15 protein-coding genes are annotated in these 15946 nt (G+C 44.4%); 8 read left to right on the forward strand and 7 right to left on the reverse strand.

The features are described from left to right. Positions 1-60: 60 nt before the first annotated feature. Positions 61-2052: a penicillin-binding protein 2 gene (gene mrdA / locus QO189_RS08280; RefSeq protein ID WP_371532361.1), complete on the reverse strand. Its 1992-nt coding sequence runs from the start codon at positions 2050-2052 to the stop codon at positions 61-63. 493 nt (positions 2053-2545) lie between these two features. On the opposite strand from mrdA, the gene QO189_RS08285 reads away from it, so the two are divergent. The 7 genes from QO189_RS08285 (at position 2546) to QO189_RS08315 (ending at position 10256) form a co-directional block, all read left to right on the forward strand. Further along, a complete protein-coding gene (locus QO189_RS08285) occupies positions 2546-3880 on the forward strand; it encodes a hypothetical protein (RefSeq protein ID WP_371532507.1) in 1335 nt (444 codons plus the stop codon). A 281-nt stretch (positions 3881-4161) separates the two neighbouring features. Continuing rightward, positions 4162-6192: a heme lyase CcmF/NrfE family subunit gene (locus QO189_RS08290; RefSeq protein ID WP_371532362.1), complete on the forward strand. Its 2031-nt coding sequence runs from the start codon at positions 4162-4164 to the stop codon at positions 6190-6192. Position 6193: 1 nt separating this feature from the next. Next, positions 6194-6844 carry a DsbE family thiol:disulfide interchange protein gene (locus QO189_RS08295; RefSeq protein ID WP_371532363.1) on the forward strand — a complete coding sequence of 217 codons (651 nt, stop codon included), beginning with the start codon at positions 6194-6196 and terminating at the stop codon, positions 6842-6844. A 65-nt stretch (positions 6845-6909) separates the two neighbouring features. Continuing rightward, positions 6910-7398: a cytochrome c-type biogenesis protein gene (locus QO189_RS08300; protein WP_371532508.1), complete on the forward strand. Its 489-nt coding sequence runs from the start codon at positions 6910-6912 to the stop codon at positions 7396-7398. Beyond that, positions 7395-8675, forward strand: a complete 1281-nt coding sequence (ccmI, locus tag QO189_RS08305; protein ID WP_371532364.1) for a c-type cytochrome biogenesis protein CcmI — start codon at positions 7395-7397, stop codon at positions 8673-8675. The genes QO189_RS08300 and ccmI overlap by 4 nt, the downstream gene beginning before the upstream one ends. A 217-nt stretch (positions 8676-8892) precedes the next feature. Continuing rightward, complete coding sequence (gene adk / locus QO189_RS08310) at positions 8893-9549, forward strand: adenylate kinase (RefSeq protein WP_371532365.1); 657 nt, start codon at positions 8893-8895, stop codon at positions 9547-9549. A gap of 173 nt (positions 9550-9722) precedes the next feature. After that, positions 9723-10256: an alpha-ketoglutarate-dependent dioxygenase AlkB gene (locus QO189_RS08315; RefSeq protein WP_238036778.1), complete on the forward strand. Its 534-nt coding sequence runs from the start codon at positions 9723-9725 to the stop codon at positions 10254-10256. Positions 10257-10367: 111 nt separating this feature from the next. Here the strand turns inward: QO189_RS08315 and secB are convergent, their stop codons facing one another. The 4 genes from secB to rsgA all read right to left on the reverse strand — a co-directional run bounded on the left by secB (position 10368) and on the right by rsgA (position 13262). Then, positions 10368-10820, reverse strand: a complete 453-nt coding sequence (secB, locus tag QO189_RS08320) for a protein-export chaperone SecB (RefSeq protein WP_057760989.1) — start codon at positions 10818-10820, stop codon at positions 10368-10370. A gap of 182 nt (positions 10821-11002) precedes the next feature. Continuing rightward, on the reverse strand, positions 11003-11266 hold the full coding sequence (gene grxC, locus QO189_RS08325) for a glutaredoxin 3 (RefSeq protein ID WP_238036782.1): 264 nt from the start codon (positions 11264-11266) through the stop codon (positions 11003-11005). A gap of 275 nt (positions 11267-11541) precedes the next feature. After that, on the reverse strand, positions 11542-11997 hold the full coding sequence (locus QO189_RS08330) for a rhodanese-like domain-containing protein (protein ID WP_058025919.1): 456 nt from the start codon (positions 11995-11997) through the stop codon (positions 11542-11544). A 161-nt stretch (positions 11998-12158) separates the two neighbouring features. After that, positions 12159-13262: a ribosome small subunit-dependent GTPase A gene (gene rsgA, locus QO189_RS08335; RefSeq protein ID WP_371532366.1), complete on the reverse strand. Its 1104-nt coding sequence runs from the start codon at positions 13260-13262 to the stop codon at positions 12159-12161. A 233-nt stretch (positions 13263-13495) separates the two neighbouring features. Here rsgA and orn point away from each other — a divergent pair, with 233 nt between their 5' ends. Continuing rightward, entirely contained in the window at positions 13496-14083 is a 588-nt protein-coding gene (gene orn, locus QO189_RS08340) for an oligoribonuclease (RefSeq protein WP_201598474.1), read from the forward strand. 145 nt (positions 14084-14228) lie between these two features. Here the strand turns inward: orn and QO189_RS08345 are convergent, their stop codons facing one another. Both QO189_RS08345 and QO189_RS08350 read right to left on the reverse strand, forming a co-directional pair. Next, positions 14229-15116, reverse strand: a complete 888-nt coding sequence (locus QO189_RS08345) for a UDP-2,3-diacylglucosamine diphosphatase (RefSeq protein ID WP_371532367.1) — start codon at positions 15114-15116, stop codon at positions 14229-14231. 123 nt (positions 15117-15239) lie between these two features. After that, positions 15240-15755 (reverse strand): peptidylprolyl isomerase, encoded by a 516-nt coding sequence (locus QO189_RS08350; protein ID WP_058025915.1) that lies wholly within the window; start codon positions 15753-15755, stop codon positions 15240-15242. Positions 15756-15946 lie beyond the last annotated feature (191 nt).

The following is a 15946-nucleotide window of genomic DNA, read 5'->3' on the forward strand; positions in this document are numbered from 1 at the left end:
GAGGCGTCTCTACTTATTAGACATGACAGTTAATGATTAGAAATGTCTATTAAAATGTCGCTATTCAGAGGTGGCTGCTGCCGTTTGTGCCTCTGCTTCTGCTGCTTCCTGTTCTGCTAACGCCTTTGCCTCTTTTTCACGCAATGCGTCTTTCATGGCTTTTTCAAAAGCCTTTTGGCGCTTGATGACTTTGAGCTCATCGGCTGAAGGGGGCAATATGGGATCAGTTTTGCGTTGTAGCATCCAGTAATCAAATAGGGCACGGCCAATAGGAGCGGCAGTCGTACTACCACCACCACCGTTTTCGACCAATACGGCAAGTGCAATCTGTGGATCTTCTACGGGCGCAAAGCCATTGAACCACGCATGATCCCAATGACGCTTATCGATTGCCGATTTATCATAGCGTTTGCCTTGAGCGATAGACTTCACCTGTGCGGTACCGGTTTTGCCAGCGATACGATAGCGCGGGGTATAGATGCCGCGACCTGTGCCGTTTTCTACCACGCTTTCCATCGCAGCATGCATACGTAGCCAGTCAGAAGGCTGACCGTTGTATTCAATTTTGCCATCTGGTTTGGTGATCACTTTTACCTCTGCCGCGCCGTCGCTGCTTTTTAGCAAATGCGGGGTAATATGATACCCCTTGTTGGCGGTCATGGCTGTGGCGTTGGCAATCTGTAGTGGCGTTGCCAAGAAATAGCCTTGTCCAATACTGACAGAGATGGTTTCACCCGGTAGCCAGTCTTTATCGTACGTGTCTTTTTTCCATTTCGGTGATGGCATAATGCCTGATTTTTCATTAGGAAGATCAATGCCTGTCTTGTCACCAAAACCAAAGCGCACCATCCAGTCGTGCAGACGCTGAATACCCATCTCATAAGCCAGTTTATAATAGTAAGTATCAACCGACATTTGGATAGATTTTTTCAAATCAACCGTACCATGACCCCCGCGCTTCCAGTCACGGAAACGATGGCTGTCTCCTGGTAAACTAAAATAGCCAGGATCATAAATAGTACTGTTCCAATCTCGCAAGCCGTAGTGAATACCGCCTAGACCCTCAAATGGTTTGATGGTCGAGCCAGGTGGATATGTCCCTTGGAGCGCACGATTATATAGTGGCTGATCAAGGTCTTCCCGCAGCGCATCATAGTCTTTGAAGGAGATACCTGATATGAAAGGGTTTGGGTCATAGCTTGGGTTACTGACAAACGCCAGCACGTCGCCGTTTTGGGGATCTATTGCGACGATTGCACCGCGGCGTCCATCTAGCTGCTGTTGGGCAATCTTTTGCAGCCCATAATCTAAGCTCAACGTGATATCGTTACCAGAGGTAGGCGGTTTGGTGTCCAATTGACGTAGGATGTTGCCATGAGCATCTGTTTCTACCGACTGGTAGCCTGGTTGCCCAAGCAAAATATCTTCGTAATAGTCTTCAATACCAATTTTACCGATCAGATCAGTACCTGCATAGCGGTCTTTATCAATACGCTTAGACTCTTTATCGTTAATACGACCAACGTAACCGATCACATGAGCAAATAGCTCATCATAAGGATAATCACGCGTCAGCTTACTTTGGATAGAAACACCGCGAAAGAACGGCTTACGCTCACTAAACTGAGCCAGCTGCGCCTCTGTGAGATCGATTTTGATGGTCACAGGGTCGTTTTTGTTTTTGCTCAAGCGCGCCAAAATATCTGTGATGTCTTCTTCTGTGAGATCAAAGATGGGGGCTAACAAGTTTAAGGTGCGCTCAGGGTTGTCAATCTCGTCAGGACTTAGCATGGCCGTAAAGACTGGCTGGTTATCCGCCAAAATTATCCCATTACGATCATAAATATAACCGCGGCTAGGCGGTGCAGATATGAGCTTGATGCGGTTGTTATCGGCTTGCGTGGTGTACTTATCATGAGCGTAGACTTGCAAATAACCATAACGCGTTATCAGGCCGCCCAAACCCAGCAATATTAAAATCCCAAAGATAATAATACGGTTGGTAAAGGTACTGTTGACCTGTTCGGTATTGGGAGTTAGCGGTTTATTCATAGAAAATCAGAGCCCAATCGGTCAGTGAGTCAATAAAAGCAGGATACATGGGCGGGTTAGTTAACCAAAGTGCGGTGAGTCTAAAGGATAATACAAAGGATTTCAATCACATAGCGTTATATGATCTAAAATCAACGTGCATCGATTTGTATGTAGATGGCGTCTATCGTTTGACTACAAATTATAACAGAACAAATGAGAAGGCGCAGTACTCAGCCACTTATTTTGTTGTGACCATATGCTGTATAAGTGATGAGCTAGATTAATCTCTTTATTCTCAGATGCAGGGCATGAAATGTGTCATCTTTAGTCACAACTTGCCAAGGGTCTACATGTGCTAATAAATGGCAAGTATGCTAAAATCAGGCGATTTATTTATAGCAGTTATTATGGGCAGAGCGTCTTTTTGAAACGTTCTAATTTTGCTAATGGCTTGTTATCGGTAACGACAATATTAGCAACGACAATCAACCTGTCAGGAACTAGAGAAGTCATGGACGTAAATTCATTGTGGCAGACGATAACTGAGCACCCAGAGTTTTTTGCCATGCTGACCATTCCACCAGTGACGGCATTCGTCACTTGGGTACATGTGTGGATGGCGCTCAAGATGCTGTTTTATCCGATTAAGTTTTGGGGTATTCGTATTCCAAACTTCCCATTTTTTGGGCTGCCAGGTATCGGTTGGCAAGGTATTGTTCCGCGCAAAGCGGGCAAGATATCAGGGGTTATCGTTGACCAGACGCTCTCAAAACTCGGTTCACTTGATGAGTTTTTTAAGGCGATGGAGCCTGAGCAAATGGCGATATTTGTCACTGATACGGTGGACAAAAACCTTGAGCCATTGATTGATGAGATTATGCTGGATCACTCGCCAGCATTGTGGGGTAATTTACCTTACGCCCTAAAGCGCCGTGTCTATGCGCAAGCCCATAAAGAGCTACCTAGTATTATGCAGTCGCTTGTAACAGATTTGACTTATCATGTCGAAGACTTGGTCGATATGCGTAAAATGATTGTCAACACCATGGAAAACGATCGTCGCTTGATGGTCAATATGTTTTTAAAGGTCGGTCAAAAAGAGATCGATTTTATTTGGCATATCAGTGCTTTGATTGGGTTAGTGTTTGGTATTATCCAGATGTTTATATTTTTGGTGGTGCCGCAGCATTGGACTGTACCGTTTTTTGCCGCGATCTGGGGATTTTTGACCAATTGGATTGCGATTTGGATGGTTTTTAATCCAGTAGAGCCGCATTTTATTCCATATTTGAAACTTTTTGCGGTACAGAGCCACTTCCCCTTTATCAAGCCAGTCATGCCGCATATCGCAAGGTATCGTCTGCAAGGTGGCTTTATGAAGCGCCAAGAGGAAGTTTCGGAAGTTTTTGCTGAGATTGTGGTAAAAGATTTGGTTACTTTAGAGAACATCATGAACGAGATGATGTACGGTGATCGCTCAGCACAAACTCGTGAATTGATGAAGTCACACTTATATACGGTACTAGAGTCACCAGTAATCAGCACGACATTACGTGTAGGATTGGGCCGCCGTGATTATGGGCAGCTGAAAAACACCATTATTGATAAATCGATTGTGGCAACGATGGTACCGCTGCGTGATCCTGAGCTCAATGAAAGCCGAGCCAGTAAAATATTTGGGCTGTTTCGCGATAGAATACGTGCACTGACGCCAAATGAGTTTCAGAATCTACTGCGCCCAGCCTTTCGTGAAGATGAGATGACCTTGATTGTTTTGGGCGGCTTGACTGGTTTTCTAGCAGGTTGGTTGCATTTAGTGTTAGTATTTTTCCCCTCGATGCAATAATGCATCAATAAGTATTTTTAATTAGTCATGAACGGCTGTATTGAATAAGCTTTGAATAACTAAAAAATGTAAAATTAACACCAGATAAGCAATTTGTATCAATCATTCATATTGGTACGTCACAATGATAGTAGCGGGTTTTATGTGCTTCTACAGCAATTGAAACCTCAGTTTTTAACCGTAAACTATGACCGCATAAAGGACTATTTAGCGTTTGCCAGTGGCTCACAATGCCATCGGTGAACTCTTAATGGTATCCAAGGTAAACAAGGTTAGACCGTATGTTAATCACAGAATTGGGTTATTTTGCCTTGCTGGCCGCTTTTATACTGGCGATTTTGCAGGTGGTACTACCAACCATTGGTGTCATGCGCGATCACGTCGCTTGGCAACGTCTAGCACCAAGTCTTGCATGGGCGCAGTTTGCGGCCATGATCATATCATTTGCTGCACTGATGGCAGGCTTTTATTACAACGACTTTAGTCTTGTCTACGTCACTCAGCATTCCAATACGTTGCTGCCTTGGTATTACAAGCTGTCTGCAACGTGGGGCGGGCATGAAGGGTCATTGCTACTGTGGATGACCATTATGGCCACTTGGTGTGCGCTGGTCTCTTATTTCAGTCGTGGGTTGCCTCTGTCCATGCGTGCGCGTGTCCTTGTGATATTGGCAGGCGTACAGATGATGATGCTAGCGATGCTGATCTTCACCTCATCGCCATTTGATCGTACCTTGCCCAATTTGCCAGTTGATGGCGCAGATCTAAACCCTGTCTTGCAAGATTTCGGTTTGATTATTCATCCGCCGATGCTCTACATGGGCTACGTAGGCATGGTCGTGCCATTTGCGTTTTGTATGGCGGCGTTGTGGGAAGGGCGTTTGGATGCGGTGTGGACACGCTGGTCGCGTCCGTGGGCGCTAGCTGCTTGGGGTTTCTTGACAGTCGGTATCGCACTTGGCTCATGGTGGGCCTATTATGAGCTTGGCTGGGGTGGCTGGTGGTTTTGGGATCCAGTAGAGAACGCGTCATTAATGCCATGGCTGGCAGGTACAGCATTGCTACATTCGCTTGCTGTCACTGAGAAACGCGGTGTGTTCAAAGCATGGACGATCATGCTTGCTATTTTTGCCTTTGCACTTAGTTTGCTAGGTACATTCCTCGTACGTTCAGGAGTGATCACTTCAGTCCATTCATTTGCTGCTGACCCAACGCGTGGTCTCGTTATTCTAGCCATTCTAGGCGTGATTATCGGCGGTGGTCTGCTGATGTTTGCAGTACGTGGTTGGCGCTTGACGGTTGAGAGTCAATATCGACTGATCTCACGCGAGTCGTTCTTGGTGATTAATAACGTCATTATTTTGATTTCGACCTTGGTTGTCCTACTTGGGACGCTATACCCGATTATCGCTGATTCTTTTGGCTTAGGTCAGGTATCGGTTGGCCCTCCATACTTCAATGCGCTATTTGTGCCATTAACATGGTTACTGTTGGTAGCGATGGGGATGGGCTCTAATATTCGCTGGAAACAAGACAGCCGCCCATTATTGGGTGCTGGCATGGTCATCGCTGTGAGCAGTCTGGTGTTGGCGGCGATTATCGCTTATTTCACAAGTCCATCAGCGATGCTAAATATTGGCGTTACGTTGGCAGTGAGCTTTTGGGTGCTCTTATGGATGGTGGTCGACTTTAGAGACAAAACCAAGAATGCACCGAGTAGAGTAAAGGGGTTGCGCCAGCTGCGTCTAAGCTATTGGGGTCAACAAATCGCTCATATCGGGGTGCTCGTTGCAGTTATCGGCGTGGCATTTACCAGTACGCTCAGTATTGAGCGTGATGTGGCGCTGGGACCAAATGATAGTGTCAATGTCCAAGGTTATGACTTTACAGTAAAAGGTTTTAGCGAAGTAAAAGGCAGTAACTTTGACGCCACCCAAGCCGAGGTATCGGTGAGCAAAGACGGTCAAGAGGTGGCTACGTTATATCCTGAAAAGCGTAACTATATCATCAGTATGATGCCAATGACCGAGGCGGCGATTGATGCCAGCCTTATGCGTGATGTGTATGTCGCACTTGGTGAGCCAATTGCTGAAGACAGCAACGAGTGGGCGTTCCGTATCTATGTCAAACCGCTTATTCGCTGGATATGGCTAGGTGCGCTTATTATGGCGTTTGGCGCATTGCTCAGCATGCTAGACAATCGTTACCGTATTAAGAAAACCAGAACACCTGCGCAAATCGCCGCCAAAAAGTCAGGCTTTGCTACGGTGGCAGATTTGGAATCGCCAGCTATCAAGACAGGGGATCAGTAACATGACGACCTCAAACAATGCACCTGATAAACAGACTCAGCAAAGCAATAAGAATACCAAACGCAAAAAGTCACTCAAGTTAGGATTTTTGATTCCTCTGGTGATTTTTATTGGTCTGGTTGCCATGCTGTATATGCGCTTGGGCAAACCGACGGATATCGTGACGAACACAGCACTTGAGCGTCCAGTACCCGCTTTTGAGCTGCCATTGTTATCCGATACCAGTCGTATCATGACCAATGATAACCTGCCTGATGAGCCGTTCTTGATGAATATCTGGGGATCATGGTGCCCTACTTGCATCATCGAGCATCCTTTCTTAATGAAATTGGAGGAGCGCGGTGTGAACTTGGTAGGTGTCAACTACAAAGATGACATTGGTAATGCACTCGGATACCTGAACAAAGGCGGCGATCCCTTTTCGATGTCTATTCAAGATCTATCCGGGCAGTTTGCTTTAGATTTGGGCTTAACTGGCGCGCCTGAGACTTTTGTCGTCGATGGTGAAGGGATTATTCGTCAGCATATTATCGGTGAGGTCAATGAGAGCAACTGGCAAAGCCGTATTGCGCCTTGTTTGATGGTGCTCAATGACGCCAATAATAATGGCGTCAGTTTAGAGCCAAGTCAGGTTGAGGAGGCGTGTCAATGATAGCCTATCAAATAAAATCCGTTACGATAAAATTAGCAAGCTTGCTTATCGCTTGTCTACTCAGTATGGCTAGTTTTGCTGCTATCGACGTCTATGATTTTGACTCTGTACAGCAAGAGGCACAGTATCGTGGCCTTATCGAAGAGCTACGTTGCCCAAAATGTCAAAACCAAAATCTAGCAGGCTCTGATGCCCCAATTGCCCAAGACTTAAAGCAAAAAACCTATGATTTGGTCAAAGATGGTCGTAGCGATGGTGAGATTCGTGCCTATATGCAGGAACGTTATGGCGACTTTATCAGCTACAAGCCACCAGTTCGTCCTTCAACGTGGATCTTATGGTTTTTCCCACCATTATTGCTCATCATCTTGTTAGTAGGTTGGTTTTGGCAAAGCAAACGACGTCAGCTTGTTGCCAGTGGTGCAAGCGGCATGACAGCAGACAGTACCGCTGAGGCGCTGTCTGTTGCCGAAAAAGCGGAGCTTGAGCGCTTATTATCACGTGCTGATAATAAAGACGATCACGATATTACAAGCCTTGGGGGCAAAAAATGACCATATTTTCTACGGTTGGCTTATTTATTGCGCTGAGCCTACTTACCGCCTTACTGCTTGCTGTTATAGCTATCAAACCATGGTTGAGAGCACCGCGTACGCATAGTAAGCCTTTGGACAATCAGCTATTAGATATCAACGTTGCCGTATTTCGTGAGCGCTTAGCGGAGCTGAAAACAGATAAAGACAGCGGCATCATTGATGACCATCATTATCAAAACCAAAAGCTTGAGCTTGAACGCCAGCTCTTGGATGCTCAGCGTGAAGTCGCACCTATGGTCACGCCTGGTATTAAGAGTCGACTGATTATTGTCTTTTGGGTGCCCGCATTAGCCGCTATGGCGTACTTGATGGTCGGAGATCGCACGCCTGTATTCGAGCTTTGGGCAAGCGAAGACAAAGTAGGTCAAGTGGCGGATGACTTATTAACTGGCAAGATTGACCAGCCGCCTGCTTGGGCGATCGAAGATGGCAATCAGCTGATTAGTGCCATGCAGACCAATGTCTATCGCCATGCGTACGATTACAACCGTTGGATGCGCCTATCGGAGTTGTTCTTATCATTAGAGGCGACTGATTCAGCACTAGAGGCCTTATCACGTGCTTATCGTTTGTCACCTGATAATGAAGAGATTGCGATTACTTACGCGCAGATTAACTTCTTTGCTAATAAGGGTCAGCTAGACGAAAATAGTCGCCGAGTGCTAGAAACTGTATTGGCCAAAAACCCACAGCATGAAGGCGCGCAAATGCTCATGGCAATGGGCGAGGCGCGAGCGAATAACTTTGATCAAGCACAAGGCTGGATCAAACGCTTGCGTGACAGTATTTCTGCCAAACCAGGCGATCATACGCAGGCGCTATCAAGCCTAGATGAGCTCAGTGCCAATGTGACCATGCAGCAGCAACAAGCCTCTGAAGGTATCGAGGTGACCGTTAAGATCAACTCAAGCCTACTACCATTGGTCAAAGCGGATGACGTGCTGTTTGTAGCGATTCGTGATGTGAATGGTGGCCCGCCATTTGCAGCTAAACGTTTACCAATTACTGCCATCAAACAAGGTGAAGCTACTATTAGCCTAAGTGATCTTGATGCCATGATGCCAGGGCGTACCCTAGGATCTGCTCGATCTGACAAAGTACAGTTAGCGGTCATCGCTCGTATTAGCCATAGTGGTACAGCAATCGCAGAATCAGGAGACCTATCAGGCAATCCTGTGGTGATTAGTGCTGATCAAAACCAGGCTAATGTAGAAATCAATCAACAAATCCCCTAGTATTGGGATGTGTCATTGTCAGCATTTGTCGTATCAATGCTGTTGCCCACAAAATGGTGCAACAGCGTTGTATGAACAGCTAAGTCATGGCAACTTATGACCATAATCATGAAAATACTTGAGGTTTGCAAGGTCACAAGGTAAGGTATCTCTGCAATCCGCCAATCCCTAAGTTTTATTAATCCTAAAATCCCACTCAATTCAGGAGAATCGTGTAATGATGCGTATTATTTTGCTAGGTCCACCAGGCGCCGGTAAAGGTACTCAAGCCCAGTTTATTTCTAAAGAATATGATATTCCGCAGATATCAACGGGTGATATGCTACGTGCTGCTATCAAAGAAGGCAGCGAGCTTGGCAAAAAAGCCAAAGATATCATGAATGCTGGTGGTCTGGTTTCTGATGACCTCATTATCAATCTCGTGAAAGAGCGTATTGCTAAGCCTGATTGTGCCAACGGTTGTATCTTTGATGGTTTTCCACGTACTATCCCACAAGCGCAAGCACTTGCTGATGCTGATGTTGCCATCGATCATGTGGTAGAGATCAGTGTACCTGATGATGAAATCGTGAACCGTTTGTCTGGCCGTCGTCAGCATCCAGGTTCAGGCCGCGTTTACCATGTTGATTACAATCCACCAAAGCAGGAAGGTATCGACGACGTGACTGGTGAAGCGCTTATCCAGCGTGAAGACGATCAAGAAGCGACCATTCGCGACCGTCTGTCGACTTACCATGAGCAAACATCTGCATTGGTTGGTTTTTATCAAGAAAAAGCCGCCGAGGGCGCAGATTCACCAAGCTACGATAAGTTTGATGGCACGCAAGACATCGAAGACGTTAAGCAACAAATTTTGTCTGCACTAAAAGGCTAAGATATTCTCAATATTTAGTCTATTTGTATAAAAAAGACCTCGACTTTGAATAGTCGGGGTTTTTTTATTTGAAAGTCACAGCTTTTAGTCAATATTTGCGTAGCGCGAGATAAAATAACCAGTGTATAGTTAAATATAAATCGTCAATTTATTATTAATGGAACAGATGTGACATGGATAAACCAACACTAAATATCATATTTCATCCTGATCTCATAAAGCCACCCTTTGCATCTGAAGTTTTTTCAATATTAAAAGAGACAGTGATTTGGAACAAGCAAATGACTTCTAGGTATACAGAAAGCTTTGGTCTTTCTTATCATTATTCAGGAATGAGTTATGATGAGAAAAAGATGCCAAAGATTATTCAAGAGATAGCTTTGATCATAGCAGGGGTAGTTGGTTATTTACCGAATAATTGCTTAGTGAATTACTATCTAGATGGTAGTAGTAAGATGGGCTTTCATTCAGACGATACGAATCAGTTAGCTGATGGAACAGGTGTCGCTATTTTGTCGTTGGGGGTGACTCGAGATATGCTCTTTAAGCACAAATATTTTGAAGATATTACGGAGTCTTTTCATCTTACGAATGGAACGTTAATATATATGAATGATAGTATTCAAAAAGAGTGGTTACACTCGATTCCTAAAAGTGACACTCAGTCAGGCAGAATCAGTCTTACCTTTAGAAAGTTAATAAGGTGATGACTAAAAACTAATTATATCTTAAACATAAAAAAGCCGTTTACTCATTATGAGTAAACGGCCTTTTATCAAATATACGACTCGTAGAGCTCATATATTTTTGGTTAGCGCTTAAGCATTACCTTGAGCATCAACTTGTGCTTGCTGCTGGCTTTGTGCGTACGCTTGATCAAAGTTCACAGGTGCAAGCAATAGCTGCGGGAAGCTACCGCGCGTCACGATGTCGCTGATGACTTCACGAGCATATGGGAACAGCACGTTAGGGCAGTATGCACCCAAGATTTGACCGATTTGATCTTCTGGAATGTCTTTTAGCAAGAAAATACCTGCTTGATGTACTTCAGCGATGAATGCTGCTTCTTCCGCATTTTTTGCGGTTACGCTTACGGTCAAGATGATTTGATAATGATCATCATCTAATTTTTCAGCGTTGCTAGACAAATTGATATCAAGCTCTGGGTTCCACTCTTTGGTGAATACACTAGCGCCTGGTACTTCAAGTGACATGTCTTTTACATAGATGCGTTCTAGTGCCAATTGTGGTTGTGCTTGTTCTTCAGCCATGATAAATCCTCTAAAATTAAATCAAGTGATGGGGCAAACGGTCATGTTAATAAAAAATCATTGTAATATAAACTAAGCGTTTAGCTCGATATTTTTTTAACCTTACTTTTTATTACGGTTTCCAAGCTTGCCACTGTCTATCTTTACATAAATAAAGACAGACAGTAAAGCAAGGTAGCAGATTAACCCGCTAATAGCTCGTCAAGTTTGCCTTGCTGGTTCATTTGGTTAAGCTCATCAAAACCGCCAACAAAGGTTTCACCAACGAAGATTTGTGGCACAGTGCGGTAGTTATTGGTTTTTTTCATCAGTGCTTGACGATCTTCGCTGCTCATGTCGTGCATGCCGATTTCTTCATAATCAACGCCTTTGGTTTTTAATAGTTGTTTGGCGTTTGAGCAGTATGGGCAGATAGGGGTCGTATAAACTTTAACAGATACAGTCATAGTAAGTCCTTATTTATAAATTTATGAGATAACAAACTTATCATAGTCTAAGTAATGGTAGAATCTGTTATCAATGAGTAAAGTGCAAATGTATTCGATTCTGCTCATACTAAAGTGGGGATGAGCATGACAAATTCAAGCCGTCTTAGTTTAAAACCCTCGACAGCAGTATAAACAGAATATAAAAAAAGACACCTATTGCTAAGGTGTCTTTTTATTTTGCTATTATTAATCAGATGCTGTTTTTAGTCAGAAGCTATATTTCAGCCAATCTACTATTTGCTTAAACTAGGCTTGGTCTTAGCTTTGTTTTTTGATTTGGCGTCTTTTACACCAACCAATGGCATACCAGCGCCTTGCCAGCCGCCAATACCGCCCTCTAAGCGATAGACACTGTCTTTGCCAATCATCTGAATCGCAGCGCCTGCCTGCACACCCATATCGCAGATGATAATCACTGGCTGCTCAATCGCACGAATCTCTGCTAAGCGCTCTTTGAGGTCAGTGAACGGTATGTTGCGGCTGCCTTGAATATAACCTGATTCAAACTTCTTCTTGGCGCGAATATCGATCAGCTGCGCGTTTTGAGAGTTGACCATCATGCCAAGGGTGTTGGGCGATATTTTTCTACCGCTACGTTTGTTTTCAATGGTAAAAAACAGGATAGCAAGTACGGCTAATATACCAAATAAAAACGGGTGGTTGCCCACAAATTCCAGCGCACGATCCAAACCATACCTCCAAAAAAATAGGTGTTCTATTGAGCTGAGAAGCCAGCCCAATGATATTGAACAAGGCGCTATTATACCGATAAGGTCATCTATAGTAAACGGGCGATGACACGGTCAATAATCAAGCTATCATTTTACCTTTGAAATGATGCTAACTGAACCTAGTAGGGCTTAGTATCAGCTTCCTCTCGTAGCGTCACGAGGTTCTCAACGCGGCGCTGTAATACGGTACCGTCAGCCACGGCTTCCCATAGCGCACAGCCTTTGCTGTTATGGGTGTGGCGACAGTCACGGAACTGGCAGTTACCGGCTAGTGGCGCCAGCTCAACGAAGCCTGAGATGATATCGTCAGGCGTCAGATGCCAGATACCATATTCACGGATACCTGGTGTATCCACGATGCCGCCTTCGGTCAGATCGTCTGGGTTAAATGGCAGTAGTCGACTGGTCGTGGTGGTATGTTGACCAAGCTTGGAGTTTTGCGAGATGATATTGACGCTTTGACCAGACTCTGGGAGTAGGGCGTTGATAAGACTGCTTTTGCCAACACCAGATTGTCCAGCAAAAATGACCAACTTTTTATCTATGTAGCGTTTTAACTCATCGAGGCCTTCTTGTTCGTCACTCTCGGCGATATTTTCAGGACAATCGACCGAAGTCAGAACGCTTTCATAACCAAGTGCGGCATACTGCGCCAACAACTCATTAGTATCCACGCCGTTTTCTTGGGCCAACAGATCGGCTTTGTTGAGGACAAGCAGTGGTTTGACGCCCGCGTGATGGCATACCACCAGATAGCGATCAATTAGGGTCGGTGCAGCAGCAGGCAATGGTGCAAAGACAATAGCAAGAATATCAACATTGGCGGCGACGGGTTTGAGCTTATGATAACGATCAGGGCGAGAGACCAATGAGGTACGCGGTTTGACGGCTTCGATACGCCCAAAGCCTGTGTTGGAGTCGGCACTCCAGCGCACTTGGTCACCAGCAGCTAGCATCGGCAGATTGGTACGTACGTGGCAGCGCCAGATGTCGCCGAGCTCGAGCGTTTGCCAAAACGGCTCCGGATCATCAGGGGCAATCTCTGGCTGCTCAGGTATCACCGCAGGTAGGCTGGTGACTTGTACTTCTAGTTGCTTACCGTAATGCGCCATGACCACACCATCCATCAAGCTATCATCGATGCTGTCTTGATTGGACAATTGCTGCTTGTCGATGCGACGAATCTGTTGTTTGGTCAGTTTGCGTTGCCGGATTAATGCCATGGGTTTTTGACCTATTATAAAAATATTGCTAAGTGTAGCGTGAAAATTTGCTAACATACAGCCTAAAGCGTCTGCGGCAGACAGTGGTTTTGTAATATTGTACGACTTCATAGGTTTTCTAAACCAAGTAGCGTGTTGCAATACTGTTTGAGCACGAGTGTCTACATGTAATACGTTTTTTCAATTGTTTTTCTAAAGTTGTTTTTCCAAAATTATGAATGATAGGATATTTTATGGCTACCGGCGACCATCCCAATAAGATTAAGATCAAAAACCAAGGCAAAAAAGGGTTGGTATGGATTGATTTAGAAATGACCGGACTTGATACGTTAAACGATGAGATTATCGAGATTGCTACTGTCGTTACTGACGAAGATTTGAATGTACTTGCTGAAGGGCCTGTGTTTGCGATCAAGGTATCGGATCAAGTCTTAAATAAAATGGATGACTGGAATACCAAGCAACATGGTCAGTCAGGATTGGTCGATCGTGTGCGTCGTAGTACCGTGACATTGGCAGAAGCGGAAGCTGAGACTATCAAGTTCCTAAACAAATGGGTTGATAGTGGCAAGTCACCAATGTGTGGTAACTCTATCTGTCAAGATCGCCGCTTTATGGCGCGCCAAATGCCAGAGCTTGAGCGCTTCTTTCATTATCGTAACCTTGATGTGTCGTCAATTAAAGAGCTATGTTTTCGCTGGCGTCCTGATATCTTAAAGAATTTCGAAAAAGGTGGCAGTCATTTAGCCTTAGATGATATTCGTGACTCTATCCGTGAGCTAAAGCATTACCGTCAGCATTTCTTTAAATTAATGGATTAGATAGCGAGCGATAAGCAGTGCAAGAATGTAATGAACGTAAAAAGGGTCTGTTGAACTATCAACAGACCCTTTTTGTATTGAAAAGATATTTTTTAAGGTGCATTGTTTAAAATGCCATTAAGTTTAAAACGCCATTAAACGCGCTTTAGCGAATAAAAAATTCAAACTCAAATAATCCAAAATCAGCATCATCACTGCTTAAATTATGACTATGCAAGCGGTCATTTGAATGCTCATCGACTATTACCGCGCCAATCACCGCATTAACTTTAGGCTGGCGGGTATCTTCATCTAATAATCGCCAGTCGCCAAGCACGTAGCGCTTTTTATCAGCGGTGACGTGATGGATATAGGGACGATGGGTATGTCCATGCAATAAGGCACCGCTGTCAGTAATGGCTTGACGTACGGCTTTATTATTCACATCCATGATATAAGCCGCTTTATTAGCATTGTTCTGCTGGCTTTTTTTGCGCATATTGTCTGCGATCGCCAAGCGTTTTTCTAATGACTTATTAAGCAAATACCACTGGGTCAGACGATTACGCATAATTTTGCGAAAGAACTGATATTTTTTATCATCGGTACAGAGTGCGTCACCGTGTTCTAAGCGGTAATTCTGCTGACCAACAGTCAAGTTATACGGCTCGCTGATAAGCTCACCACCGAACAGATTACAAAACGGTTGGCCTAACAAAAAATCACGGTTGCCGTGCATGACTAATATCTCGCAACCATTGATACGTAGCTGTTTGAGCTTTGCAATCAACGGGGTTAGCCAATGCGTTATTTGCTCGTCTTCTGACCTTTTTTCTTTTAATAGGGATAAATACGTATCATCACCCAGCCATACCTCAAACCAGTCGCCCAATATAAAGAGACGCTTAAGCGCTGGCAGGGCAAGACAGTCATCAAGCAGCGCCAAAAAAGCCTGCACTAAGGCAGGCTCCTGAGGCGATAAATGCAAATCGCTAATCAATACTTGCCGCACTTGATGAGGGCGGGTCGTGATTAAGTGATTAAAACGTTGCATTTATCTTTGTCCTCGTGACTTATCGTATAGCGAGCATGACTTAATAAATTTTATTAGAAAGTGCTCGCTCATTCACAGCTATCGCTAAGTAACTATTACTGAGTAGCTGCTATTGAATGACTATTACTGAGTAATGATGGTTGCTGAGTTGATAACAACTGGCTCTTTTGGCACATCAGCATGCATGCCAAAACGACCGGTTGGGACGCCTTTCATTTTTTCGATTACATCCATACCGCTAGTGACTTTACCAAATACCGTGTAACCCCAACCTTGCATGTTTTTGCCAGAGTGGTTTAGGAAATCATTGTCTTTTACGTTGATGAAGAACTGGCTAGTTGCTGAATGCGGATCTTGGGTACGCGCCATTGCGATAGTACCTTTGTCATTTTTCAAACCATTGTCCGCTTCGTTTTCGATAGGCGCGTTGGTTGGTTTTTCATTCATCTCAGCGTCCATTCCCCCGCCTTGAATCATGAAACCATCAATGATGCGATGGAAAATCGTACCGTCATATTGACCAGATTTTACATAGTTTAAAAAGTTTTCTACGGTCTTCGGTGCTTTTTCTTCGTTGAGTTCGATAACGATCGCACCCATATTGGTGTCAAGTTCTACTACTGGTGGCATGTCTACCATGGGATATTCCTTTTTGATTGCAGCGCCTTAAATGACACTGTCAAGTGGTGGTTAAAAATTGGTGGTTAAAAAGTTACGGGTAGTCTAACGGCTTTTTTATCCCGTGTCATGTATCAGGCTGTTAATGCGTTTGCAAAAGCTGATAGAATAACGCAACTTTAGCCATTTTTGATCATCTTTGACAAATTGTG

The organism is Psychrobacter sp. Arc29, assembly GCF_041431175.1.
Classification (GTDB): domain Bacteria; phylum Pseudomonadota; class Gammaproteobacteria; order Pseudomonadales; family Moraxellaceae; genus Psychrobacter.

What these genes read in the sequence shown, in the direction of transcription:
- mrdA (WP_371532361.1), bottom strand. Translation starts at nt 2,052, where the DNA reads ATGAATAAACCGCTAACTCCCAATACCGAACAGGTCAACAGTACCTTT.
- QO189_RS08285 (WP_371532507.1), top strand. Translation starts at nt 2,546, where the DNA reads ATGGACGTAAATTCATTGTGGCAGACGATAACTGAGCACCCAGAGTTT.
- QO189_RS08290 (WP_371532362.1), top strand. Translation starts at nt 4,162, where the DNA reads ATGTTAATCACAGAATTGGGTTATTTTGCCTTGCTGGCCGCTTTTATA.
- QO189_RS08295 (WP_371532363.1), top strand. Translation starts at nt 6,194, where the DNA reads ATGACGACCTCAAACAATGCACCTGATAAACAGACTCAGCAAAGCAAT.
- QO189_RS08300 (WP_371532508.1), top strand. Translation starts at nt 6,910, where the DNA reads ATGGCTAGTTTTGCTGCTATCGACGTCTATGATTTTGACTCTGTACAG.
- ccmI (WP_371532364.1), top strand. Translation starts at nt 7,395, where the DNA reads ATGACCATATTTTCTACGGTTGGCTTATTTATTGCGCTGAGCCTACTT.
- adk (WP_371532365.1), top strand. Translation starts at nt 8,893, where the DNA reads ATGATGCGTATTATTTTGCTAGGTCCACCAGGCGCCGGTAAAGGTACT.
- QO189_RS08315 (WP_238036778.1), top strand. Translation starts at nt 9,723, where the DNA reads ATGGATAAACCAACACTAAATATCATATTTCATCCTGATCTCATAAAG.
- secB (WP_057760989.1), bottom strand. Translation starts at nt 10,820, where the DNA reads ATGGCTGAAGAACAAGCACAACCACAATTGGCACTAGAACGCATCTAT.
- grxC (WP_238036782.1), bottom strand. Translation starts at nt 11,266, where the DNA reads ATGACTGTATCTGTTAAAGTTTATACGACCCCTATCTGCCCATACTGC.
- rsgA (WP_371532366.1), bottom strand. Translation starts at nt 13,262, where the DNA reads ATGGCATTAATCCGGCAACGCAAACTGACCAAACAACAGATTCGTCGC.
- orn (WP_201598474.1), top strand. Translation starts at nt 13,496, where the DNA reads ATGGCTACCGGCGACCATCCCAATAAGATTAAGATCAAAAACCAAGGC.
- QO189_RS08345 (WP_371532367.1), bottom strand. Translation starts at nt 15,116, where the DNA reads ATGCAACGTTTTAATCACTTAATCACGACCCGCCCTCATCAAGTGCGG.
- QO189_RS08350 (WP_058025915.1), bottom strand. Translation starts at nt 15,755, where the DNA reads ATGGTAGACATGCCACCAGTAGTAGAACTTGACACCAATATGGGTGCG.